The organism is Amycolatopsis lurida (genome assembly GCF_900105055.1).
Lineage (GTDB): Bacteria > Actinomycetota > Actinomycetes > Mycobacteriales > Pseudonocardiaceae > Amycolatopsis > Amycolatopsis lurida.
The window spans coordinates 4,543,188-4,565,296 of sequence record NZ_FNTA01000004.1; the positions used below are offsets into that span (position 1 = coordinate 4,543,188).

Below are 22,109 nucleotides of genomic sequence, written 5' to 3' on the forward strand. Positions count from 1 at the left end.
CGAAAACTACCGGTGAGCCCGGTTCACGGCCGAGACGACGGCCCGCAGTGAAGCGGTCACGATCGACGGGTCGATCCCGATGCCCCAGTAGACCCGGTCGGAGATCGCGCATTCGATGTACGAAGCGGCCCGCGCGTCGTCGCCCGGCGAGAGCGTGTGCTCGCTGTAGTCCAGCAGCCGCAGGTCGAACCCGACGGTCGACAGCGCGTCGAAGAACGCCGCGATCGGGCCGTTGCCGCGGCCGGTGACCTCGTGCTCGTCCCCCTCGACCCGCACGGTGGCGGTGATGTCGTACTCGCCGTCGCCGTTGTCCCTGACGTGCTGGCGCACCAGCTCCAGCGGCGTCTTCAGCTCCAGGTACTCGGCCGAGAAGGCGTTCCACATCGTGGTCGGGTCGACCTCGCCGCCCTCGGTGTCGGTGTGGCGCTGGACGACCTTCGAGAACTCGATCTGCAGGCGCCGCGGCAGGTCGAGCTGGTGCTCGGCCTTCATGATGTAGGCGACGCCGCCCTTGCCGGACTGCGAGTTCACCCGGATCACGGCCTCGTAGTTGCGGCCGATGTCCTTCGGGTCGATCGGCAGGTACGGGACCTCCCACGGGTGCTCGTCGATCGGCGTGCCCGCCTTGTCGGCGGCGGCCTTCATCGCGTCGAGGCCCTTGTTGATCGCGTCCTGGTGGCTGCCGGAGAAAGCGGTGAACACCAGGTCACCGGCCCACGGGCTGCGTTCGTGCACCGGCAGTTGGTTGCAGTATTCGACGGTCCGCTTGATCTCGTCCATGTCGGAGAAGTCGATCTGCGGGTCGACGCCCTGGCTGTACAGGTTCATGCCCAGCGCGACCAGGTCGACGTTGCCGGTGCGCTCGCCGTTGCCGAACAGGCAGCCTTCGATCCGGTCCGCGCCCGCCTGGAAGCCCAGCTCGGCGGCGGCGATACCGGTGCCGCGGTCGTTGTGCGGGTGCAGCGACAGGATCACCGAGTCGCGGCGGTCCAGGTTGCGGTGCATCCACTCGATCGAGTCGGCGTAGACGTTCGGCGACGCCATCTCGACGGTCGCGGGCAGGTTCAGGATCACCGGCTTCTCCGGCGTCGGCTGCCAGATCTCGGTGATGGTGTTGCAGACCTCGAGCGCGTACGACAGCTCGGTGCCGGTGTACGACTCCGGCGAGTACTGGAACCGGAAGTCGGTGTCCGGCTGCTTCGCGGCGTAGTCGACGACCAGCTCGGCGGCCTGCGAAGCGATCTTCGTGATGCCGATGCGCTCCTCGCGGAACACGACGCGGCGCTGCAGGATCGAGGTCGAGTTGTAGATGTGGACGATCGCGCGCGGCGCGCCTTCGAGTGCCTTGAAGGTGCGCTCGATCAGCTCCGGCCGGCACTGGGTCAGTACCTGGATGCTGACGTCGTCCGGGATGGCGCCTTCGTCGATGATCTCGCGGACGAAGTCGAAGTCCGTCTGCGACGCCGCCGGGAAGCCGACCTCGATCTCCTTGTAGCCCATGCGGACCAGCAGGTCGAAGAACTTGCGCTTGCGCGCGGGCGACATCGGGTCGATCAGGGCCTGGTTGCCGTCACGCAGGTCGACCGCGCACCACAGCGGCGCGGTCTCGATGCGCTTGTCCGGCCAGGTGCGGTCGGGCAGCGAGATGTCCTCGACCAGGTCGTACCAGGGGCGATAGCGGTGCACGGGCATCGAAGTGCCGCGCTGGGTGTTCCACGAAGCCTGCTCGGAAGGCGCAGGACGGGTGGGCTTGCGGATGCTCATGAGGGGACGGTTCTCCTGAAGAATCGGGTGCGACGACCGGCACCACGAAGCCCCGCGACGGGGAGCCGGTCCGATCAGGCCCCGTCGCGGCAGCGAAGCAGGAGAGCTCGAGCCACGACGTCACCTTAACCGCGAGATCTCTCGAAAGGAAACCCGGGCCGCGATCGAACCGTGACCACAGTGGCGCCCATTCGGGTTACTCACGGGTAGCAATCGGACCAGGCGGCGTGCCACACTGCCCGGCATGGGCGAGCACGCTGAAGAGAAGGAAACCGCTGATCAGCCGACCAGACGCAAGGTCGACTGGCGCGCGGGCGGTGGTCGCGCGGCCGGGGTACTGGCGAGCGTGGTCCGCTGGGCCGGCTTGATCTTCGCGGCCATCCTCGTGCTGCACGTCGTCTTCGTGATCGGCGAGGCCAACCCCGACAACGGCATCGTGTCGTTCGTCCGCGGCTGGGCCGACGGGTTGCTGCTCGGCTTCAAGGACCTCTTCATGCCCGAAGACGCCAAGCTCCGCGTACTGATCAACTACGGTATCGCCGCGATCTTCTGGATGGTGGTCACCGGGATCCTCGCCAAGATCATCCGCCGCGTCGGCGGTTCGGCCTAGCCGCATTCAGAGGACTAGATGCGGTCGGGGGAGAGCCGTTCGTAGGCCTCGACGGCGGCCTTCGGGTCGTCCGCCTGGAACTTGACGACGCGGACGGTCTCGGTCGCGCCGAGCGGCCGGGTCACCGTGATCGGCTCGCGCAGTTCGACGATCAGGTTGGTCTCGTAGAAGTTGTCGTGACTGAGCCAGGTTTCGTCGCGGAACTTCTGAGCCTTGATCGGGTCGTGGCTCTCCTGCACATGCCGTAGCGCGACGACGTTCTCCCGTGGGATCCGCGCGTCGTAGAAGGAGCTGTAGCGCACCCGCACTTCACGCGACGAGATCACGTGTGGCCGGACGACGGTGCCGGCGTAGACCCCGAACACCAGCAGCGCCGAGTACACGCCGAGGGCGAGCAGCAGGATGTCGACGACGAGGCCGAAGTCGAGCAGCCAGAAGAGACCCGCTTCGACGGCGCTCACCACCGCGAGCACGATGAAGATCGACTTGCCTTCTCCGCCGTACGGCACCGCGACGGCGTCCCCGTCGATACCGTCCTTCCGGCGCCTGAGATAGAGCCAGAGCCCGGCCATCGTGCGGGATTCGTTGCGGATCAGCGCGCGGAATGCCCCCATGTCCCCAGGTTAGCGATCGAACCTGGTCAGGAGCTGCAGCGCGTCGGCCGATCCCGGATCCTTCGGCGTGTAGATCTCCAGCCGGTGGTCGGGGCTGTCGGGCTGGAGCCACACCTGGTAGTCGACGCTCACCGCGCCGACCGTGGGGTGCCGCAGATGCATGGGTCCGACGGTGCAGTCGGCGACGTCACCGGTCGCCCAGAGGGTCGCGAATTCGTCGCTGCGCATCGAAAGTTCGCCGATGAGCGCGGCAAGGCGGGCGTCGGTGGGGTACCGGCCCGCGGTCAACCGCAGGTAGGCGACGTGGATCGGCGCGAGTTCGGCCCGGTTCCGGTGCAGCTCGCGGGTCAGCGGGTCGAGGAAGAACATGCGCGGCAGCGAAGGCCGCCGTTCGGGATCCTCCGGCGCGTCGAAATCGAGGTGTTCGGCCATGAGCGTGTGCCCCGCGTGGTTCCACGCGAGCACGTCGCCGCGACGGCCGAAGACGAGGGCGGGCACGGCCTCGCCGAGGTTCTCCAGCAGTGCGAGCACCCGCGGATGCGGGTCTTCCGGGCCGGGGTCGGACAGCTTCGGGAGCGATGGCTGCCGCGCGAGGTTGTGCAGATGGCCGGTCTCGACGTCGTCGAGCCGGAGCGCGCGGGCGAGCGCGTCGAGCACCTGCCGTGAAGCGGTTTCGGCCAGTCCTTGCTCCAGTCGCGTGTAGTACCCGGCGCTCACTCCGGCGAGCTGGGCGAGTTCCTCGCGGCGCAGGCCCGGCACGCGGCGCGAAGTCCCGTAGGTGCGCAGGCCGATCTCGGCGGGCGTCACCCGATCACGACGGCTCTTGAGGTACACGCCGAGACTTTCCATGACTCCGAGCCTAAATTCTCCGCGCGCCGCGTGGGTGTACCTGCCGGGTGTACCCACGGCACGGGGATGGTTGCTCTCCCGAAGCCGGTCCAGCGTCGAGGGCATGACACGACAGCACGACCGGGCCTGGTTCGGCCTCCTGGTGATCCTCTGCCCGGTGTTCCTGGTCTCCATGGACGGATCGATCCTGTTCCTGGCGATGCCCGAGATCAGCCAGGCACTGACCCCCACGGCCGATCAGGCGTTGTGGATCCTCGACGTCTACGGCTTCGCGGTCGGCTCGCTGCTGATCGCGTTCGGCAACATCGGCGACCGGTACGGACGACTGAAGCTGCTGATGATCGGCGCCGCCGTGTTCGGCGCCGGTTCGGCGGGCGCGGCGTTCGCCCCGAGCCCGGAACTGCTCATCGCGTTCCGTGCCCTGATGGGGCTGGCGGGAGCGACCCTCCTGCCGTCCGCGCTCGCGGTGCTGAGCGAGCTCTTCCCCGACGCGCGACGCCGGGCGCGGGCCATCGGGATCTTCGCGGCCGCGTTCGCCGCCGGTTTCGCGATCGGCCCGGTCGTCGGCGGTGTCCTGTTGGAACGGTTCCCGTGGGGTTCGGTCTTCCTGGTCAACCTGCCGGTGATCGCGGTGTTCCTGGCGCTCGCGCCGGTCCTGCTGCGGGAGGTCCGTGCCGCCGGGAAGGGGCGCGTCGACGCGCTGAGCGTCGTGCTCTCCGCGACCGGCCTGCTGCTCGCGATCTACGGGATCAAGCACGCGGCCGCCGACGGCCTGTCCGTCACCGCGGTCTCCTCCGCGATCGCCGGGGCCGGGCTGCTGGTGTGGTTCGCCCGGCGTCAGCGGGGCCTGGAGTATCCGCTGATCGAGTTCTCCCTGTTCCACGACCGCGTCTTCACGATCGCGATCGTCACCGGGCTGCTGCCACTGGCGGCGTGGTCGGCGGCCGCGTACCTGTCGGGGATCCACTTGCAGTCCGTGCTCGGCCTGCCCGTCCTGCACGCGGCGCTGCTGGCGCTGCCCGGCGCGGCCGTGCTCACGATCATGTGCGTCCTCACGCCCGCGCTGGTCGACCGGATCGGCGCCCGCGCGGCGCTGATCGCCTGCCCTTTCTCCATCGCCGCCGGGCTCGCGCTGCTGCTCATGACCGGTGTCACGGGCGGGGCGGGCTGGTACGTCGCGTCGACGGTGGTCGCCGGCGTCGGCTACGGCATCTCGTTCAGCCTGGTGGCGGACACGGCCGTCGCCGCGGTGCCCGCCGAACGCGCGGGAGCGGCGGGCGCGATCGCCGAGACGAGCAACGAGATCGGCAACGCGCTCGGAATCGCGCTCATGGGGTCGCTCGCCGCGCTGGTGTTCCGCCTGGCCGGGCCGGATCTCGCGCCGACACTCGGCGAAACCCTCGAGATCGCGCCCACAGCCGCCCTTGACGCGAAGCAGGCCTTCGTCGCGGGCCTCCACACCGCCGTCGCGGTGCTGAGCCTGCTGCATGTCGGGCTCGGGATCCTCGCCCTTCGCGCCGGCTCCCTCAGCCGTCGAAAGCGCTCGTGCCCCAAACGTCGGCGTAGGCGAATTCGGCCAGCGGGATTCGCTCGCGCGGCGCCTTCTCGCGCTCGATGCGCCAGTCCTCTTCGAGCACCGAGGGATCCGCTGGCGAGCCGACGGCGATGGCGACCTTGGGGACGACGTCGTCTGGGAGGCCGAAGAAGTCCTTCGCCGCTTCGGCGGAGAAGCCCGCCATCTGGTGCGCGATCAGGCTGAGGTCGACGGCCTGGAGCACGAGATTCTCGCTCGCCAGCCCGAGCCCGTACTCGGCGTACGGGACGTCACCCTTCTCGTTCGTGGTCACCATCACGCCGATCAGCAGCAGCCCGGCGCGGTGGGCCCACGCGCGGTTGCCCGAGTTGAGCGTCGAGAGGATGCGGTCGAACGACGGCGTGCCCCGCAGGCCGACCAGGTAGCGGGCGGGCTGGGTGTTGCCGAACGACGGTGCCCAGCGGGCCGCTTCGAGCAGCGCGCGGAGCTGGTCTTCGGTGACGGTCGCTGACTCGTCGTAGGCGCGCGGGCTCCACCTCGCGGCCAGGAGCGGCGCGATCGGGGTACTCGTGTCGGCGGGTTTGTGCATCAAGGGACGGTAGCAAGGGGTGCTCTCCGTCACTAAAGCGAAAGCCCTCCGACTATTTCGTTGGTGTTAAGGAAGATTTACTTCCAGGAGTCCTCGAAGTGGTGGTCAGGACCACTTACGAGGGTGGCGAGCGTGCGCGACCCCGGTAGGCTTTCGCCCAAATAAGGGACGCGGGGGCTCCTCGGTGCCCACCAGGAGCACGCCCGGCCCGTCGAGGAGGTTCGGGCGTGGCCCTCGTGGTCCAGAAGTACGGCGGTTCGTCGCTGGAAAGTGCCGACCGGATCAAACGCGTCGCGGAACGCATCGTCGCCACCAAGAAGGCGGGCAACGACGTGGTCGTCGTCTGCTCCGCCATGGGCGATACGACCGACGAGCTGCTCGACCTGGCGCAGCAGGTCAACCCGGCGCCGCCGGAACGCGAGATGGACATGCTGCTCACCGCGGGTGAGCGCATCTCCAACTCCCTGGTGGCGATGGCGATTTCGGCGCAGGGCGCGGAGGCCTGGTCGTTCACCGGCTCGCAGGCCGGTGTGGTGACGACGTCGGTGCACGGCAACGCGCGGATCATCGACGTCAGCCCCAGCCGGGTGACGGAGGCTCTCGACCAGGGCTACATCGCGCTGGTCGCGGGTTTCCAGGGCGTGTCGCAGGACACCAAGGACATCACCACCCTCGGCCGCGGGGGTTCGGACACCACCGCCGTCGCGCTGGCCGCCGCGCTGAACGCCGACGTCTGCGAGATCTATTCCGATGTGGACGGTGTGTACACCGCCGATCCCCGGGTCGTGTCCGACGCCCGCAAGCTCGACACCATCGCCTACGAGGAGATGCTGGAGCTGGCGGCGAGCGGGTCGAAGATCCTGCACCTGCGCTCGGTGGAGTACGCGCGCCGCTACGGCGTCCCGATCCGAGTCCGTTCTTCCTACAGTGACAAGCCGGGCACCACGGTGACCGGTTCTATCGAGGAGATCCCCGTGGAACAAGCGTTGATCACCGGTGTGGCGCACGACCGCTCCGAAGCCAAGATCACGGTGACCGGCGTGCCCGACACGACCGGTGCCGCCGCCCGGATCTTCCGCGTGATCGCCGACAACGAGATCGACATCGACATGGTGCTGCAAAACGTGTCCAGCACCTCGTCCGGCCGCACCGACATCACCTTCACGCTGTCGAAGGCCAACGGGGCAAAGGCCGTGCAGTCGCTGGAGAAGATCAAGGACGAGATCGGCTTCGAGTCGGTGCTCTACGACGACCATGTCGGCAAGGTGTCGCTCGTCGGCGCGGGGATGCGCTCGCACCCCGGTGTCACGGCGACGTTCTGCGAAGCGCTCGCGCAGGCGGGCGTCAACATCGAAATCATCAACACCTCGGAGATCCGGATCTCGGTGCTGATCCGGGACGCGCAGCTCGACGACGCGGTGCGCGCGATCCACGAGGCGTTCGAACTCGGCGGCGACGAAGAAGCCGTCGTCTACGCGGGGAGTGGTCGCTGATGCCGGAAGGTTTGCGGGTAGGCGTGGTCGGAGCGACCGGCCAGGTCGGCGGCGTGATGCGCCGTCTGCTGGCCGAACGGGGTTTCCCGGCCGCCGAAATGCGGTACTTCGCCTCGGCGCGGTCCGCCGGTTCGAAACTTCCCTGGCGTGACGGGGAAATCGTCATCGAGGACGCGACGACCGCGGATCCGTCCGGTTTGGACATCGCGCTCTTCTCGGCCGGTGGCGCGACCTCCAAGGCGCAGGCGGAGCGGTTCGCCGCGGCCGGTGCCACGGTCATCGACAACTCGTCGGCGTGGCGGATGGACCCGGATGTCCCGCTGATCGTCAGCGAGGTCAACCCGGAGGCGGTCAAGGAGGCGCGCAAGGGGATCATCGCGAACCCCAACTGCACCACCATGGCCGCGATGCCGGTGCTCAAGCCACTGCACGCCGAGGCGGGCCTGGTGCGGCTGGTCGCCAGCACCTACCAGGCCGTGTCCGGCAGCGGGCTCGCCGGCGTGGAGGAGCTGGAAGGCCAGCTCGCCGCCGCGGCGGCGAACGCGGGCGCGCTGACCCACGACGGGTCGGCGGTGGCCTTCCCGGAGCCGAAGAAGTACGCGCGGCCCATCGCGCACAACGTCCTCCCGCTGGCCGGGTCCATTGTGGACGATGGCGAGTTCGAGACGGACGAGGAGAAGAAGTTCCGCAACGAGAGCCGCAAGATCCTGAGCATCCCGGAGCTGCTGGTCTCGTGCACCTGCGTGCGGGTGCCGGTGTTCTCGGGGCACTCGATCTCGATCAACGCCGAGTTCTCGCAGCCGCTTTCGGTCGCCCGCGCGACCGAACTGCTCACCGGCGCCCCCGGCGTGGAGCTGTCGGACATCCCGACGCCGCTGCAGGCCGCCGGCCAGGACCCGTCGTACGTCGGGCGCCTGCGGACGGACCCGGGTGTCGACGGCGGTCGCGGCCTGGTGCTGTTCCTGTCGAACGACAACCTGCGGAAGGGCGCGGCGCTCAACGCCGTGCAGATCGCGGAACTGGTCGCCGCGAACTCCTGACGCTCTGCCGCAATCAGTCACCTACTTGCCCCCCTGTCGCGGGCAAGTAGGTGACTAATTGCGTTGTCGGGAGCCTTCGGCCGGTGCATGCTCTGTGGCGACAAACGTTTCCACGAAGGGAAAATCATGTACACGGCGGTCGAAGGCTCGCGGGTTCCGATCCGGATGTGGGCGGACCCCACATCGGTCGAGGACCAAGCCATGCGACAGCTGCACAACGTCGCCAACCTGCCGTGGGTGCACGGCGTCGCGGTCATGCCCGACGTCCACTACGGCAAGGGCGCGACCGTCGGCAGCGTGATCGCGATGCGCGACGCGGTGTCCCCGGCCGCCGTCGGCGTGGACATCGGCTGCGGGATGAGCGCGGTACGGACCTCGCTCACCGCCGCCGACCTGCCCGACGACCTCCTGAAGCTCCGCCGCCGGATCGAATCGGCCGTCCCGGTCGGGTTCGGCCTGCACAAGACCCCGGTGAACCCGGCGAAGGTGCACGGTGTCGGTGGCTGGGACGCGTTCTGGAAGTCCTTCGGCGACCTGCATCCCGGCGTCCAGGACCTGCACGACCGCGCGTCGCGCCAGATCGGGAGCCTCGGTGGCGGCAACCACTTCATCGAGGTCTGCCTCGAACAGGGCGGCGAGGACGAAGGCCGCGTGTGGCTGATGCTGCACTCCGGTTCGCGCAACATCGGCAAGGAACTCGCGGAACGGCATATGGCCGTCGCGCGGAAGCTGCCGCACAACGCGGACCTGCCGGACCCGGATCTCGCGGTGTTCGTCGCGGGCACGCCCGAAATGCAGGCGTACCGGCGCGACCTGTTCTGGGCGCAGGACTACGCGGCGCGCAACCGCGCCACCATGGTCGCGCTCGTGAAGCAGGCGCTGAAGGACGTCGTGCCGCAGACGACGTTCGACGACGCGATCAGCTGTCACCACAACTACGTCGCCGAAGAGACCTACGACGGCGTCGACCTTCTGGTGACGCGCAAGGGCGCGATCCGCGCGGGTTCGGGTGATCTCGGAATCATCCCGGGCAGCATGGGCACCGGCTCGTACATCGTGCGAGGCCTTGGGAACGAGTCGTCCTTCCAGTCCGCGTCGCACGGGGCGGGCCGCCGGATGTCGCGGAACAAGGCGAAGAAGCTGTACACCGCCGAGGACCTCGCCGCGCAGACCGCCGGCGTGGAATGCCGCAAGGACTCCGGTGTGGTGGACGAGATCCCGGCCGCGTACAAGGACATCGAAACGGTGATCAAGGCGCAGACGGATCTCGTCGAGGTGGTCGCGCACCTCAAGCAGGTCGTCTGTGTGAAGGGCTGAATCACCGGGCGGTTCGTGGGTGGTGGCCGGGGGAACCCGACATACCACCCACGTTCTCGCTACTGTGGTTCTCATGAAGAGGTTGGGAATCGCGGCGCTCCTGGCGGCCGCCGGGCTCGCGCTGGCGGGCTGCAGCGAGGTCACGAACGCGGTCGATCAGACGAACAAGGCGGCGACGAAGGTCAGCGCCTGCGCCGAGGCGCTCAGCCTCGCCGACCTCAATCCGGACCCGGCGACGCTCAAGGAGCGCGCCGCGGACAAGGAGAAGCGCCTGCGTGAGCTGGCGGGCAGTGTCGGCGAGCAGAACGTGGCGGGTGCGCTCACCGGAATGGCCGACTCGTACCTGCAGGTGCAGAAGGAGAACATCCAGGACGCGGGCAAGGTCGCGGACTGGACCAAGCGCAACCTCGAGCAGCTGGAAGCCCTCCGGAAGGTCTGCGCCTAGCCGGAGCTGAAGGGGCCTTTCAGCTCACTTCAGGAGGAGGAGAGCGCGGGCACCTGGGCGGGCGTCCGGGACCGGCGCCAGAAGAGGCCGACGGAGGCGATCGCCAGCGCGCCCAGCGCCGAAGCCGCGAATCCCCAGCCGGGGCTGGAGTGGTCGATCGCGAATCCGATGACCGGGCTCCCGATCGCCAGCCCGATCCGGCTGGCCGCGTCCAGCAGGCCCATCGCCTCTCCTCGCACGCGGGCGGGCGCCGCGGCGCTGACGGTCTCCGTGCTCGCCGCGAGCGTCGGCGCGCACAGCACGTTGCTCGGGAAGAGCACGATCGCCAGCAGCCACCACGGCTCCGAGATCAGGCCGACCGGCAGGGTCAGCACCGCGAGCAGCAGCATCAGCGTGCCCTGCGAAAGCGACCGCCGGACCGCGCCGTGGATCGCCCCGCCGAGGACCGATGCGATGCACATCAGCGTGATCAACAGCCCGGACCAGGCGATGTCACCGCTCGCGCGCAGCGTCGCCAGCGCGGCGAGCTCCATGCCGACCAGGCAGAACAACGCGCCCGCGGCGATGAACATCGCCATCACGAGCCGTCCGGTGAGCCAGCTCCGCACGGGCGGCCGCTCCCCGGTGAACATCTCGGCGTCGGCCTCGGCGCGGATCGGCGGGTTCTGCCGGTAGATCAGCGTCGCCGAAATCGCGAAACAGACCCCGATCCCGGTGAGCGCGTAGACCGCGGGCAGCTGCGTGATCGCCATGATCCCGGCCGACGGCCCGATCATGAACGACGCCTCCACCAGGATCGTGTCCAGCGAGTAGGCCGCCCGTCGTTGCTCCAGCGGCACGAGCGCGGTGAGCACCAGTCGCGCGAGCGTCCCGGCGGGCACCGACAGCACGCCGGCGGGAAGCGCGACCGCGAGCAGTACCTGATACGGCAGATGCGGCGCGCTGATCCAGAACGTCGACGAGGCCAGCCCGCAGATCGCGACCACCGGCCGCAGCCCGTAGCGGTCGACGTACCGGCCGACGAGCGGTGCCCCGATCGCGCTGCCGAGCGTGGTGGCGGCCCCGACCAGCCCGGCCGCGCCGTAGCCGCGGCCGAGATCGTTGACCACGTACAGCGTCATCGTCACGCCCATGGCCGTCATCGGGAGGCGGGCCAGGAACATCAGCAGCATCGAGCTGGGAACTCCGGGCACGGCTAACACACGACGATACGGAGCGAGGGCCATACGTCCGATGAGAACGTAACTTGGTACGCACGTGCAAGTTTTTTTCGCGAGGTCCGGGTCACCCGGACCGGGGTGTTTTCTTGACTGATTCCAGATTAGGCGAGAGGGTGGAGGAGGACCGACCGCTCACCACCACGAACCAGGAGGCACCGGCGTGACCCTGCCGACCACGAACAACGTGGGCATCCCCGTCGCGAGCGACAACGACTCCCTGACGGCAGGTGCCAACGGCCCGATCCTGCTTCAGGACCACTACCTGATCGAGAAGAACGCCCAGTTCAACCGTGAGCGGGTGCCCGAACGGGTCGTCCACGCCAAGGGCGGCGGCGCGCACGGCTTCCTCGAAGTCACCGAGGATGTCAGTCAGTTCACGAAGGCCGCGCTGTTCCAGCCGGGCGTGCGCACCGAGAGCCTGGCCCGGTTCTCGTCCGTCGCCGGGGAGAACGGCTCTCCCGACACGTGGCGCGACCCGCGCGGCTTCGCGGTGAAGTTCTACACCTCCGAGGGCAACTACGATCTCGTCGGCAACAACACCCCGGTGTTCTTCATCCGCGACCCGATCAAGTTCCCCGACTTCATCCACTCGCAGAAGCGCCGCGCCGACAACCACCTGCGCGACCACGACATCCAGTGGGACTTCTGGACGCTGCGGCCCGAGTCCGCGCACCAGGTCACCTGGCTGATGGGCGACCGCGGCATCCCGTCGAACTGGCGGGAGATGGACGGTTTCGGCTCGCACACCTATCTGTGGGAGAACGCGGGCGGCGAGAAGTTCTGGGTCAAGTACCACTTCAAGACCGACCAGGGCATCGGCTACCTCGCGCAGGCCGACGCGGACCGGATCGCCGGCGAGGACTCGGACTACTACATCCGCGACCTGTTCAAGAACATCAAGCAGGGCAATCACCCCAGCTGGACGCTGTACGTCCAGGTGATGCCCTACGCCGAGGCCGCGGACTACCGCTTCAACCCGTTCGACCTGACCAAGGTGTGGCCGAAGGGCGACTACCCGCTGATCAAGGTCGGCCGCTGGGTGCTCGACCGCAATCCGGCGAACTACTTCGCGGAGATCGAGCAGGCCGCGTTCGAGCCGTCCAACCTGGTGCCGGGTATCGGCCCGTCGCCGGACAAGATGCTGCAGGGCCGCCTGTTCGCCTACCCGGACGCCCACCGCTACCGGATCGGCGCGAACTACACGCAGCTGCCCGTCAACGCGCCGAAGTCCCCGGTGAACAGCTACTCGCGCGACGGCGCGATGCGCTACAACAACCCGGGCGACCCGGTGTACGCGCCGAACTCCTACGGCGGCCCGCACGCGAACGCGGAGATCGCCGCCGAGACCGCTTCGGGCTACGGCGTCGAGGACGAGGTCATCCGGTCGGCGTACAAGCTCCACGCCGAGGACGACGACTTCGGCCAGCCGGGCACGCTCGTCCGTGACGTGATGGACGACGCGCAGCGCGAGCGGCTCGCGAGCAACATCATCGGCCACGCCTCGAACGACGTCTCGCGCCCGGTGCTCGAGCGGGTCTTCGAGTACTGGCGGAACGTCGACAAGGACCTCGGCGACAAGGTCGCGGACGCTTTCCGCGAGTAAGGGACCTCTTTCGAGAGGCTGCTCCCACCACGGAACGCCCCCGGTGCGCGCACCGGGGGCGTTTCCATGTCCCCACTCGCATGTGAAACCAGAAGTGGGCGTGGCGTGCGTGGGGGACAACCCGAGTGGAGCAGCGCGACACGCCTGTCCGACGGAGTGATCAAGCTAAACGATCACCGTTTACACCGCTGTGGGTGAACGAGCCGCACCACCGTGTCGATCGGTCACAGGTGGTCATAAAGCGTCGGGAAAAGGATGATCTTCAGGGGGAAGCACAAGATTTCGACGTTAATCAATTGCGGGGGTCTTCCCCGGGAATGAATCCGGCACGTAAGGGTTAGAAAACGGTTCCAACCGGTGATCGGGTGGTGTTCGGCCGATACGGCGGGTATCGATTTACCTCGTCAGGTCCCAGAGGCCAGGAGGTAAGGGAATGAAAGGCAACATTGCCCGGACGATTGCCGCGGTCGCCGCAGGCAGTCTGTTGGCGGTGGCCTCGGCCGGCGCCGCTACGGCAGGCACCGATGGTGGGAAGGGCTCGTCGAACACACAGGCGCTCGCCGCGCAGGTGCTGCAGATGCGAGACGGCCTCACCAAGGTGGCCTACGCCGGCGACGTCGCCAAGACGCGGGCGGACTTGGACAAGCTCAGCCCCGTCCTCGGTGACATCGCCGCGGGCAAGCGCTACCAGATCCAGACCGAAACCCAGAAGCTCGGCGACCTGGCCCAGGGTCGCTCCGTCGAGTCCAGCAGGCTGCTGGCCGACCCGACGGCGAAGGCGCGACAGCTGCCGCCACTGCCGGTGCCGATCCCCTCGCTCCCGGACCTTCCCGGACCGCTGAAGATCGTCAGCGACCTGGTGAAAGCCCTGTTGGCAGCCGTGACCGGCATCCTCGCGGGCCTGCTCGGCGGACTCCCTGTCCCGCCGCTGCCGGTCCCGCCCGTACCGCTTCCCACGCCCTAGAAGCAGACCGGGAGTCGTCAGGGTTCGCCGTGCAGGGCGGCGGGCCACGATATGGGGGCCGGAGCCCGAGTGGGGACATTTCTCCTCACTCGGGCTCTGGCTTTCTCACTTCGGCGCGAGACCCAGCCGCAGGGCTCCCGCCGCTTCGGCCGTCGCCTCACGGAACCGCCGTCCGACGCCGAGGAAGTTGATGTACCCGTGGATCAGGTCCGGCTGGCGGCTGAGCGCCACCGGGACCCCGGCCTTCCGCAATTTCTCCGCGTAAGCCTCGCCCTCGTCGCGCAGCGGGTCGAAACCCGCCGTCGCGATATACGCGGGTGGCAATCCGGAAACGTCGCCGTGCAGCGGCGACAGTTTCGGGTTGTACAGATCGGTGCCCTTCGGCACGTAATGTCCTTCGAACCAGGTCATATCCGAATCGGTGAGGAACAGGTCCTCGGCGAACAATTCCCGGGAGCGGCGCCGCACGGTGAAATCGGTCGCCGGGTAGAACAGCAGCTGGAACGCCGGGACCCCGCCGCCGCGTTTGACCGCCTGCTGCGCCGTCACCGCGGCGAGGTTCCCGCCCGCGCTGTCACCGCCGACGGCGATGCGCGCCGGGTCGGCGCCCAGGTCCCGTGCTTTCGCGAAGGCGTACTCGAACGCCGCGATCGCGTCTTCGGTGGCGCCGGGGAACCGCGTCTCCGGCGCGAGCCGGTACTCCACCGAAAGAACCCGCACGCCCGCCTGTTTCGCCAGGTAGCGGACGGTGTTGTCGTGGGAGACGCGGCTGCCGACCACCCAGCCGCCGCCGTGGAAGAACACCAGCAGCCCGGACGGATCCGGCAGCCCGGCCGGGGTGTAGAGCGTGGCAGGCACGTCGCCGTCACCCGTGGGGATGAGCAGTTCCCTGGTGGCGACCGGTTCGATCGTCGGCCCGCTGACCAGATGCCTGCTCGCCAGGAGCATGGTGCGCGACTCTTCGACGGTTCCCCGCACCAGCGACGCCTTCGCCAGCTTCTGCAGGCGGAGCAGGAGCTGGGCGTCCAGCGCGAGTTCCTGTCCGTCCAGGCGGAGGGGCGGTCCCGCGATGGCCCGTCTGACCGGCTTCGGGAGCCAGAACGCCAGCTGCGAAAACGCGGCCTCGGCACGGATCTGGAGCGGTATCGCCATGCTTCCTCCTGGGGGCTTCCCGTCAGGTTACTTTCGAGTAGGTATGCCGTCCAGCGGGGAACGCGGGCCTTGCGGCGAACGGGTGTGACGCAGGACTCCGTTCCAGATCCTGGTCCTCCACTTAAGTAGAGGGGTTAGCCTCGAAAGCGTGACTTCGACGAACGCGGTGCATGTCCTCGGTATCGGCGGCTCCCTCCGGGAGGGCTCGCAATCCGAGCGCGCGCTGCGCATCGCGCTCGGCGCCGCGGCCGAAGCCGGAGTCACCACCGAGCTGATCTCCGGGCCCGAGCTGGTGCTGCCGTTCTACGACACCGCGCTGGATGAGCGGCACGAGCGGGCCACCCGGCTGGTCGAAGCGATCCGCCGCGCCGACGGGATCGTCGTCGTCTCGCCCGGCTACCACGGCGCGCTGTCCGGACTGGTCAAGAACGCCCTGGACTACGTCGAAGACCTGCGTGACGACGCCCGTCCGTACCTCGACGGCCGCGCGGTCGGCCTCGCCGCCGTCGCGTACGGCTGGCAGGCCGCGGTCACCACGCTGGAGCAACTGCGCACGATCACGCACGCGCTGCGCGGGTGGGCCACCCCTTTGGGTGGTTCGATCAACACCGCGGAGACCAAGTTCGACGAAGCAGGCGGCGCCTCGGACGAGAAGAGCGTCCGCACGCTTCGCCTGATCGGAACCCAGGTCGCCGAGTTCGCGCTGAGTCGCGCCGGTCACTAGTCGTTTGCTCCGGTCTTCGTCCGGGTAGTTCCCGGACGTGATGCCTGCCATGGGGTGGCAAGGTTTCGCGGTTGCGGGACGTTGGCACCGAAGAGACGCTCAACGGGGCGTGTCTTGAGACCAGGAGGTAGGCGAAGAATGGCTGAGGCTCTGTACACCGCTGTGGCCACCGCTCGCGGCGACGGCCGCAACGGTGAGGTCACTTCCTCTGACGGCGTCATCGACGAGTCGCTGGCGATCCCGAAGGAGATGGGCGGCCCCGGCGGGGACAAGACGAACCCCGAGCAGCTCTTCGCCGCCGGCTATTCCGCCTGTTTCCACTCCGCGCTGCAGCTCGTCGCGCGCCAGGCGAAGGTGGCGCTGAACGGCTCCACCGTGACCGCCGAGGTCAGCGTGCTCAAGCAGGGCGAGGGCTTCGGTCTCGGTGTGGCACTCAAGGTTTCGCTGCCCGGCCTGGAGCAGGCGCAGGCCGATCAGCTCGTCGAGCAGGCGCACCAGGTGTGCCCCTACTCGAACGCGACCCGCGGCAACATCGAGGTCGCGCTGTCCGCGACGGTCTGATCCCGTCCGCGGCAGGTCCCTTCCCGAACCGACTGATTTCCGAAAGGAAGACCGAAGATGGGCAAGTCTCCGATCAAGAGTCCGCTGAGCGACGCCGACAAGGAGATCACCGGTAACGCCTTGCAGGCCACGCTGGTCGATCTGGTGGATCTGTCGCTGATCGCGAAGCAGGCCCACTGGAACGTCGTCGGCGCGAACTTCCGCAGCGCGCACCTGCAGCTCGACGAACTGGTCGCCACCGCGCGTCAGTACGTCGACGAGGTCGCCGAGCGCGCCAACGCCATCGGCATCTCGCCGAACGGCCAGGCGAAGGCCGTCGTGGAGAGCTCCGGCCTGCCGGACTATCCCGACAACTGGCAGTCCGTCGAGTCCACGGTCGCCGCGATCGTCGACATCCTCGCGGCGCTGATCGAGCGGCTGCGCAAGCGCATCGACGAGACCGACAAGAGCGACCTGGTCACCCAGGATCTCCTCATCGAGATCACCCAGGAGCTCGAAAAGGCGCACTGGATGTGGCAGGCGCAGCAGGCCTGACCCTCCACCTCGTGAGTGGTAAGGACGGTTCTAACCGTCCTTACCACTCACGAGACGCTACCGTTCGATTCATGGTGCTGCACAAGGGAACCGCGTCCGATCCGAGTCGCAAGAGCGGGGCGAACCCGCTGCACGCCGGCGCGTATCCCGCGCTCGCCGCGAACATCCGCCTCCCGCACGACAGCCTCGCCGAAGACCCGCTCCCGCCCGACACCGCGCTCCAGCTGGTGCGCGACGAGCTGATGCTCGACGGGAACGCCCGGCTGAATCTCGCCACGTTCGTCACCACGTGGATGGAGCCGCAGGCCCGCGAGCTGATGGCCGAATGCGTCGACAAGAACATGATCGACAAGGACGAGTACCCGCAGACCGCGGAACTCGAGCGGCGCTGCGTGAACATCCTCGCCGACCTGTGGCACGCGCCCGATCCTGCCGCGATCATGGGCTGCTCCACGACCGGTTCGTCGGAAGCCTGCATGCTCGCCGGGATGGCGATGAAACGCCGCTGGTCGAAGCTGGGCCGCACCGGGAAACCGAATCTGGTGATGGGCGCGAACGTCCAGGTCTGCTGGGAGAAGTTCTGCGAATACTGGGAGGTCGAGCCGCGGCTGGTGCCGATGGACGGCGACCGTTTCCACCTCACCGCCGACGAGGCGATCGCCCGCTGCGACGAGAACACGATCGGCGTCGTCGCGATTCTCGGGTCCACTTTCGACGGCAGCTACGAGCCGGTCGCCGAGATCGCCGCCGCGCTCGACGGTTTGCAGGAACGAACCGGCTGGGACATCCCGGTGCACGTCGACGGCGCTTCTGGCGCGATGATCGCGCCGTTCCTCGACCCCGGCCTGTGCTGGGACTTCCGCCTGCCGAGGGTGGCGTCGATCAACACCTCCGGGCACAAGTACGGGCTGGTCTATCCCGGCGTCGGCTGGGTGGTGTGGCGTGACAAGTCGGCGTTGCCGGAGGAGCTCGTCTTCACCGTCAATTATCTCGGTGGCGACATGCCGACTTTCGCGCTGAACTTCTCCCGCCCCGGCGCTGAGGTGGCCGCGCAGTACTACACGTTCGTCCGGCTCGGCCGCGAAGGTTTTCGTGCCGTGCAACAGGCTTCGCGTGACGTGGCGACTCAGCTGGCGGACGGGATCGCCGGGCTCGGCCCGTTCGAACTGCTGACGCGTGGCGATCAGCTGCCCGTATTCGCCTTCACGACGAAGGCGGGTGTCGAGAGCTTCGACGTCTTCGACGTATCACGGCGGCTTCGCGAGCGAGGCTGGCTTGTCCCGGCGTACACGTTCCCCGAGAACCGGACCGATCTCGCGGTGCTGAGGATCGTGGTGCGCAACGGTTTCACGCACGATCTCGCCGATCTGCTGCTCGCCGACCTGCGGCGCCTGCTCCCCGAGCTCGATCACGGCCCGCGATCGCGGACGGCGTTCCATCACTGAGCCGGGTGCCCTGCGTCACGCCGGATTTCCCCGCGCCCTACCGGCGCGTAACGTCGTGGGGTATGGGAGTCGCCGGAGACGAACGTCGTGCGTTGAGCGAGCTTTTCGAAGAGGTCGGCCCGGACGCGCCGACCTTGTGCGCGGGCTGGAAGACGCGGGATCTCGCGGCGCACCTGCTGGTCCGCGAGCGGCGGCCCGACGCGGCGCCCGGCATCCTGGTCCCGGCGCTGGCGTCGTACACGCAGCGCGTGCAGGACTCCTACGCCGCGCGGCCGTGGTCCGAGGTCGTCGGCAAGGTCCGGTCCGGCCCCGCCTGGTTCTGGCCGACGACGATCGGCCCGCTCGACGAGGTCGTGAACGGCCCGGAGTTCCTGGTGCACCACGAGGACGTCCGCCGGGGACAGCCCGGCTGGGAACCGCGTCCGGCCGAAGCCGCGCGGGACGCGGCGGCGTGGAAGTCGGCGAAGCAGGCCTCGAAGCTCAACCTGCGGAAATCACCGGTCGGCGTGATCCTGAAGACCCCCGAAGGCCGCGAAGCGCGGGTGAAGGAAGGCCCGGACACGGTGACCGTGATCGGCGCGCCGATCGAGCTGCTGCTGTTCGTCTTCGGCCGCGACGCCGTCCGTGTCACCTTCGAGGGTGACGCTTACGCGGTGGACAGGCTCCGGAAGCACGATCGCGGCCTTTAGAGTTCCGGCCATGCCGATGATCAGTGTTTCGATGTTCCCCGGCCGCACGGCCGAACAGAAGCAGGCCCTCGTACGCGAGGTGACCGACGCCTTCGTCCGCACCTGCGGCGGCAAAGCCGAAGGCGTCTGGGTGACGATCACCGAGATTCCCGCCGAACACTGGGCGTCCGGCGGGACTCTCTTCTCCGAGCGCTGACCCCTCGCCGGGGTCAGCGAAGCCCGACCGCCCGCTGCGCGAAGAACACCTCGATCGCGGTCTGCTTGATCGTCTCGGCGATCACCAGCGACCCGTGGCCCGCGTCGAACCGGTAGAACTCGAACGGGATCTCCCGCTTCGCGAACCTGTCGAGGTAGTTCTCGACCTGCCGGATCGGGCAGCGCGGGTCGTTGTCCCCGGCGAGCACCAGCACCGGAGCCGTCACGGCTTCGACGTAGGTGATCGGCGAGCACTCCCGGTACACCGCCGGCACCGTCTCCGGCGAACCGCCGAACAGCGCCCTGTCGAATGAGCGGAGCTGCTCCATCTCGTCCTCGTACGCGGCGACGTAGTCCGCGACGGGCACTCCGGCGATCCCCGCCGCCCAGCGCGACGGCTGGGTGCCCAGCGCCAGCAGGCTCAGGTATCCGCCCCACGAAGCGCCGTTCACCACGCATTTGGCCGGATCCGAAAGTCCACTTTGGACCGCCCAGTCGTGCACGGCGGCGACGTCTTCGAGTTCGGTCAGGCCGGGACGGCCTTCGATGGCGTCACGCCAGGCCGAGCCGTAGCCGGTCGAACCGCGGTAGTTGACCTCGACGACGGCGAATCCCGCGTCGAGCCACACCGCGCGGTACGCGGAGAAGCGGTCCTCGTCGGCCGAATGCGGCCCGCCGTGCAACGAGAAGACCGTGGGCAGCGGACCTTCCGGCGCGTCGGGCGGACGCGAGACGAGCGCGTGGATCCGTCCGCCGATCCCGTCGACGAACGCGTCGGTGACCGGTACCGACCCCGGGGCGCGCTCGCCCGGCGGTTCGAGGAGCACCGAGTCCGCGCCGTCCGCCGTCCGCGCGCGCACGGCCGTCGGCTGCGCGGCGCTGGACCACGAATACTCGACGGTGCCGTCGGGCCGCACTCCCGCGCCGCCGATCCGGCCGGGCGGAGTGTCCAAAGAGGATAATTCACCACTGGCGAGGTCGTAGCGGTGCAGGGAACTGCGGCCTTGGTGGAAATGGACGACCAGCAGCGCCCGCGCGTCCTGGTACCAGCCGGCGACCACCTCGCCGGGCAGGTCCAGTTCGATCTCCTGCTCGGTGTCCGCGGCGGTGTCCCAGATCAGCAGCTCTTCGCGACCGCGCCGCTCGTGCAGCACCAGCAACCGCTGATCACCCGCGACCGGCGAGAACTCCAGCGCGCCGAGCCCCTTGCCCTCGCCGTCCCACTTGTCGGCGACCGCCGTGAAGCCGTCGGTCGACAGGACGCGCAGCGCGGGGTGTCGTGAATCACCGTGCTCGGAGTGGGAGATCACGAGCAGCGACTCGTCGCGGGACAACGAGGCGATCCCGGCGTCGTCCTCGTGCTGGTAGAAGGACGTGGTTTCGCCGTCGATATGGGCGAAAAGTTCGGTTCCGTCGTCGGTCGAGACGCCGACGGCGACCACCTTGCCGCCGATCTCGAGCCCGGCGGGATAGCCGTCGTGGACGCCCGGCACCGCGCGCTCGGCGGCGGCCCCCGGCGCGAACGGTTCGCGGACCCAGGAACCGAATTCGTCGCCGTCGGTGTCGTTGAACCACCAGATCCAGCGGCCGTCGGGGGACGGGGTCGCGTGCATGGTGCCGTTGGGCCGATCGGTGACGCGGCGGTGTTCGCCCGTCGACCGGTCCCAGGAGTAGACCTCCCACACGCCGCTGGCGTTGGAGACGTAGACGTTGGCGTCGGGGGCGTCGATGGCCCATTCGGGCACCGAGATGCGCGGTGCCCGGAAGCGGGCCCGCCACCTGGCCTCGGCTTCGGCGTCGTCGAACAGGCGGTCCGGGACCGCCGCGGACGGATATTCAGTGCCTGGCTGCGTGCTCACCCCTCGATCCTGCCACTCCGGAGCCGTACTGTGTGCGGGGTGCTGGAGGGAAACGCGCCGCGCGCCGCGGTGTCCGCGCGGTTCGCGCGTCAGGCGGTCGAGCGGGCCGTGTTCGCGCAACCGCTGTTCGGACCGGGGATGGGGTGCGTCGACGTCGGCTGCGGGCCGGGTTCGATCACCCTGGGTATCGGCAACGGGCACAGAAAGTCCACAGTGGACTTTCTGGTGGCGGAGTCGTGCGCGCTGCCGTTCGCCGAGGCGTCGGTGGACGTGCTCTTCGCGCACGCCGTCTTCGAGCACCTGAAAGAACCGGGTGCCGCGCTGGCGGAATTCCGGCGGGTCCTCAAACCGGGCGGCACCCTCGCACTGTCCACATCGGACTGGAGCCGGGCGCGGCTGCGGCCGAAGACGGCGAACGTCGACGCCGCCCTGCGCGGTCACTATCTGCTGTGTCGCCGGGCGGGCGGGGATCCGTTCGCCGGACGCTCGCTGCCCGCCGCGGTCACGGCCGCGGGTTTCGCCGACGTGCGAACGAAAATCCGCTACCGCACGGATACGACATACCGGGCGCTGGCGACCTCCGTGGAGGCGCGTCTGGTGACGGCCCTGGAAACCGCGACGACCCCGGACCGCGACCAGCTCGCTTCGGCCGCCCGCTCGGCGTGGTCGTGGGCGCGCTCGGGCGATGGGGATTTCGCCCAATGCTGGACCGAGCTCCTCGCCACCCGCTGAGACCTTTTCGGTGGCTCCCTCTGTGGCGCTGGGGACACTCAACGTCTCAAATGAGGCATTGGGAACCCCTGAGGTCTCGGCGCGCCCATCGGCTATCCACAGACGCTCGCCGTTGTGGACAACCACCCCCGCTGCCCCCGCTTTCGCCCAGCCCCGACGCTCCCCACCGATACGCT

General features: G+C 68.6%; 21 protein-coding genes and 1 pseudogene. 15 read left to right on the forward strand and 7 right to left on the reverse strand.

All coding sequences use genetic code 11. From position 1 onward, the window contains the following. Nucleotides 1-6: 6 nt before the first annotated feature. Entirely contained in the window at nucleotides 7-1,764 is a 1,758-nt protein-coding gene (leuA, locus tag BLW75_RS26775) for a 2-isopropylmalate synthase (RefSeq protein ID WP_034314640.1), read from the reverse strand. Nucleotides 1,765-2,008: 244 nt separating this feature from the next. Between leuA and BLW75_RS26780 the strand changes: the two genes are divergently transcribed. After that, nucleotides 2,009-2,374 (forward strand): hypothetical protein, encoded by a 366-nt coding sequence (locus tag BLW75_RS26780; protein WP_034314644.1) that lies wholly within the window; start codon nucleotides 2,009-2,011, stop codon nucleotides 2,372-2,374. Nucleotides 2,375-2,388: 14 nt separating this feature from the next. Here the strand turns inward: BLW75_RS26780 and BLW75_RS26785 are convergent, their stop codons facing one another. Then, nucleotides 2,389-2,988 (reverse strand): hypothetical protein, encoded by a 600-nt coding sequence (locus BLW75_RS26785; protein ID WP_241783703.1) that lies wholly within the window; start codon nucleotides 2,986-2,988, stop codon nucleotides 2,389-2,391. 9 nt (nucleotides 2,989-2,997) lie between these two features. Then, nucleotides 2,998-3,837 carry a helix-turn-helix transcriptional regulator gene (locus BLW75_RS26790; protein ID WP_034314647.1) on the reverse strand — a complete coding sequence of 280 codons (840 nt, stop codon included), beginning with the start codon at nucleotides 3,835-3,837 and terminating at the stop codon, nucleotides 2,998-3,000. 199 nt (nucleotides 3,838-4,036) lie between these two features. Between BLW75_RS26790 and BLW75_RS43615 the strand changes: the two are divergent. Continuing rightward, nucleotides 4,037-5,098: pseudogene (locus BLW75_RS43615) on the forward strand (MFS transporter); the annotation flags it as partial. Between the two features lie 265 nt (nucleotides 5,099-5,363). On the opposite strand, the gene BLW75_RS26800 reads toward BLW75_RS43615, so the two are convergent. Beyond that, nucleotides 5,364-5,960, reverse strand: coding sequence for a nitroreductase family protein (locus BLW75_RS26800; RefSeq protein ID WP_034314650.1), 597 nt, complete (start codon nucleotides 5,958-5,960; stop codon nucleotides 5,364-5,366). A 227-nt stretch (nucleotides 5,961-6,187) separates the two neighbouring features. Between BLW75_RS26800 and BLW75_RS26805 the strand changes: the two genes are divergently transcribed. From BLW75_RS26805 to BLW75_RS26820, 4 genes are all read left to right on the forward strand, one after another. Then, entirely contained in the window at nucleotides 6,188-7,453 is a 1,266-nt protein-coding gene (locus tag BLW75_RS26805; RefSeq protein ID WP_034314653.1) for an aspartate kinase, read from the forward strand. Further along, nucleotides 7,453-8,493: an aspartate-semialdehyde dehydrogenase gene (locus tag BLW75_RS26810; RefSeq protein WP_034314655.1), complete on the forward strand. Its 1,041-nt coding sequence runs from the start codon at nucleotides 7,453-7,455 to the stop codon at nucleotides 8,491-8,493. The genes BLW75_RS26805 and BLW75_RS26810 overlap by 1 nt, the downstream gene beginning before the upstream one ends. A gap of 126 nt (nucleotides 8,494-8,619) precedes the next feature. Next, nucleotides 8,620-9,810, forward strand: coding sequence for an RtcB family protein (locus tag BLW75_RS26815; RefSeq protein ID WP_034314834.1), 1,191 nt, complete (start codon nucleotides 8,620-8,622; stop codon nucleotides 9,808-9,810). A gap of 73 nt (nucleotides 9,811-9,883) precedes the next feature. Then, complete coding sequence (locus tag BLW75_RS26820; protein ID WP_034314657.1) at nucleotides 9,884-10,255, forward strand: hypothetical protein; 372 nt, start codon at nucleotides 9,884-9,886, stop codon at nucleotides 10,253-10,255. A 29-nt stretch (nucleotides 10,256-10,284) separates the two neighbouring features. Here the strand turns inward: BLW75_RS26820 and BLW75_RS26825 are convergent, their stop codons facing one another. Beyond that, a complete protein-coding gene (locus BLW75_RS26825; RefSeq protein ID WP_034314660.1) occupies nucleotides 10,285-11,427 on the reverse strand; it encodes an MFS transporter in 1,143 nt (380 codons plus the stop codon). Nucleotides 11,428-11,635: 208 nt separating this feature from the next. Between BLW75_RS26825 and BLW75_RS26830 the strand changes: the two genes are divergently transcribed. Together BLW75_RS26830 and BLW75_RS26835 are read left to right on the forward strand one after the other, a co-directional pair. Continuing rightward, complete coding sequence (locus BLW75_RS26830; protein WP_034314662.1) at nucleotides 11,636-13,078, forward strand: catalase; 1,443 nt, start codon at nucleotides 11,636-11,638, stop codon at nucleotides 13,076-13,078. Nucleotides 13,079-13,511: 433 nt separating this feature from the next. Next, nucleotides 13,512-14,042: a hypothetical protein gene (locus BLW75_RS26835; protein WP_034314665.1), complete on the forward strand. Its 531-nt coding sequence runs from the start codon at nucleotides 13,512-13,514 to the stop codon at nucleotides 14,040-14,042. A gap of 105 nt (nucleotides 14,043-14,147) precedes the next feature. Here the strand turns inward: BLW75_RS26835 and BLW75_RS26840 are convergent, their stop codons facing one another. Further along, nucleotides 14,148-15,194, reverse strand: a complete 1,047-nt coding sequence (locus tag BLW75_RS26840; RefSeq protein WP_034314667.1) for an alpha/beta hydrolase — start codon at nucleotides 15,192-15,194, stop codon at nucleotides 14,148-14,150. 148 nt (nucleotides 15,195-15,342) lie between these two features. Here BLW75_RS26840 and BLW75_RS26845 point away from each other — a divergent pair, with 148 nt between their 5' ends. From BLW75_RS26845 to BLW75_RS26870, 6 genes are all read left to right on the forward strand, one after another. Continuing rightward, nucleotides 15,343-15,918, forward strand: a complete 576-nt coding sequence (locus BLW75_RS26845; protein WP_034314670.1) for an NADPH-dependent FMN reductase — start codon at nucleotides 15,343-15,345, stop codon at nucleotides 15,916-15,918. A gap of 138 nt (nucleotides 15,919-16,056) precedes the next feature. Beyond that, nucleotides 16,057-16,479 carry an organic hydroperoxide resistance protein gene (locus BLW75_RS26850; RefSeq protein WP_034314672.1) on the forward strand — a complete coding sequence of 141 codons (423 nt, stop codon included), beginning with the start codon at nucleotides 16,057-16,059 and terminating at the stop codon, nucleotides 16,477-16,479. Nucleotides 16,480-16,536: 57 nt separating this feature from the next. Continuing rightward, nucleotides 16,537-17,013 (forward strand): Dps family protein, encoded by a 477-nt coding sequence (locus BLW75_RS26855; RefSeq protein ID WP_034314675.1) that lies wholly within the window; start codon nucleotides 16,537-16,539, stop codon nucleotides 17,011-17,013. A 71-nt stretch (nucleotides 17,014-17,084) separates the two neighbouring features. Next, a complete protein-coding gene (gene gad, locus BLW75_RS26860; RefSeq protein ID WP_034314679.1) occupies nucleotides 17,085-18,458 on the forward strand; it encodes a glutamate decarboxylase in 1,374 nt (457 codons plus the stop codon). A 62-nt stretch (nucleotides 18,459-18,520) separates the two neighbouring features. Then, the gene (locus BLW75_RS26865) at nucleotides 18,521-19,147 is read left to right on the forward strand and encodes a TIGR03085 family metal-binding protein (protein WP_034314682.1); all 627 of its coding nucleotides are present in this window, start codon (nucleotides 18,521-18,523) and stop codon (nucleotides 19,145-19,147) included. A 10-nt stretch (nucleotides 19,148-19,157) separates the two neighbouring features. Continuing rightward, complete coding sequence (locus BLW75_RS26870; protein ID WP_034314685.1) at nucleotides 19,158-19,343, forward strand: 2-hydroxymuconate tautomerase; 186 nt, start codon at nucleotides 19,158-19,160, stop codon at nucleotides 19,341-19,343. 13 nt (nucleotides 19,344-19,356) lie between these two features. Here the strand turns inward: BLW75_RS26870 and BLW75_RS26875 are convergent, their stop codons facing one another. Further along, entirely contained in the window at nucleotides 19,357-21,201 is a 1,845-nt protein-coding gene (locus BLW75_RS26875; RefSeq protein WP_034314688.1) for a prolyl oligopeptidase family serine peptidase, read from the reverse strand. A gap of 39 nt (nucleotides 21,202-21,240) precedes the next feature. Here BLW75_RS26875 and BLW75_RS26880 point away from each other — a divergent pair, with 39 nt between their 5' ends. Further along, entirely contained in the window at nucleotides 21,241-21,933 is a 693-nt protein-coding gene (locus tag BLW75_RS26880) for a class I SAM-dependent methyltransferase (protein WP_034314690.1), read from the forward strand. The last annotated feature ends 176 nt before the right edge of the window (nucleotides 21,934-22,109 follow it).

Excerpts from the sequence above, each read along its gene's own strand:
- BLW75_RS26810 (WP_034314655.1), top strand. The coding sequence starts at position 7,453 with ATGCCGGAAGGTTTGCGGGTAGGCGTGGTCGGAGCGACCGGCCAGGTC.
- BLW75_RS26780 (WP_034314644.1), top strand. The coding sequence starts at position 2,009 with ATGGGCGAGCACGCTGAAGAGAAGGAAACCGCTGATCAGCCGACCAGA.
- BLW75_RS26855 (WP_034314675.1), top strand. The coding sequence starts at position 16,537 with ATGGGCAAGTCTCCGATCAAGAGTCCGCTGAGCGACGCCGACAAGGAG.
- leuA (WP_034314640.1), bottom strand. The coding sequence starts at position 1,764 with ATGAGCATCCGCAAGCCCACCCGTCCTGCGCCTTCCGAGCAGGCTTCG.
- BLW75_RS26815 (WP_034314834.1), top strand. The coding sequence starts at position 8,620 with ATGTACACGGCGGTCGAAGGCTCGCGGGTTCCGATCCGGATGTGGGCG.
- BLW75_RS26870 (WP_034314685.1), top strand. The coding sequence starts at position 19,158 with ATGCCGATGATCAGTGTTTCGATGTTCCCCGGCCGCACGGCCGAACAG.
- BLW75_RS26825 (WP_034314660.1), bottom strand. The coding sequence starts at position 11,427 with ATGCTGCTGATGTTCCTGGCCCGCCTCCCGATGACGGCCATGGGCGTG.
- BLW75_RS26800 (WP_034314650.1), bottom strand. The coding sequence starts at position 5,960 with ATGCACAAACCCGCCGACACGAGTACCCCGATCGCGCCGCTCCTGGCC.
- BLW75_RS26850 (WP_034314672.1), top strand. The coding sequence starts at position 16,057 with ATGGCTGAGGCTCTGTACACCGCTGTGGCCACCGCTCGCGGCGACGGC.
- BLW75_RS26835 (WP_034314665.1), top strand. The coding sequence starts at position 13,512 with ATGAAAGGCAACATTGCCCGGACGATTGCCGCGGTCGCCGCAGGCAGT.
- BLW75_RS26785 (WP_241783703.1), bottom strand. The coding sequence starts at position 2,988 with ATGGGGGCATTCCGCGCGCTGATCCGCAACGAATCCCGCACGATGGCC.
- gad (WP_034314679.1), top strand. The coding sequence starts at position 17,085 with ATGGTGCTGCACAAGGGAACCGCGTCCGATCCGAGTCGCAAGAGCGGG.
- BLW75_RS26840 (WP_034314667.1), bottom strand. The coding sequence starts at position 15,194 with ATGGCGATACCGCTCCAGATCCGTGCCGAGGCCGCGTTTTCGCAGCTG.
- BLW75_RS26865 (WP_034314682.1), top strand. The coding sequence starts at position 18,521 with ATGGGAGTCGCCGGAGACGAACGTCGTGCGTTGAGCGAGCTTTTCGAA.
- BLW75_RS26820 (WP_034314657.1), top strand. The coding sequence starts at position 9,884 with ATGAAGAGGTTGGGAATCGCGGCGCTCCTGGCGGCCGCCGGGCTCGCG.
- BLW75_RS26790 (WP_034314647.1), bottom strand. The coding sequence starts at position 3,837 with ATGGAAAGTCTCGGCGTGTACCTCAAGAGCCGTCGTGATCGGGTGACG.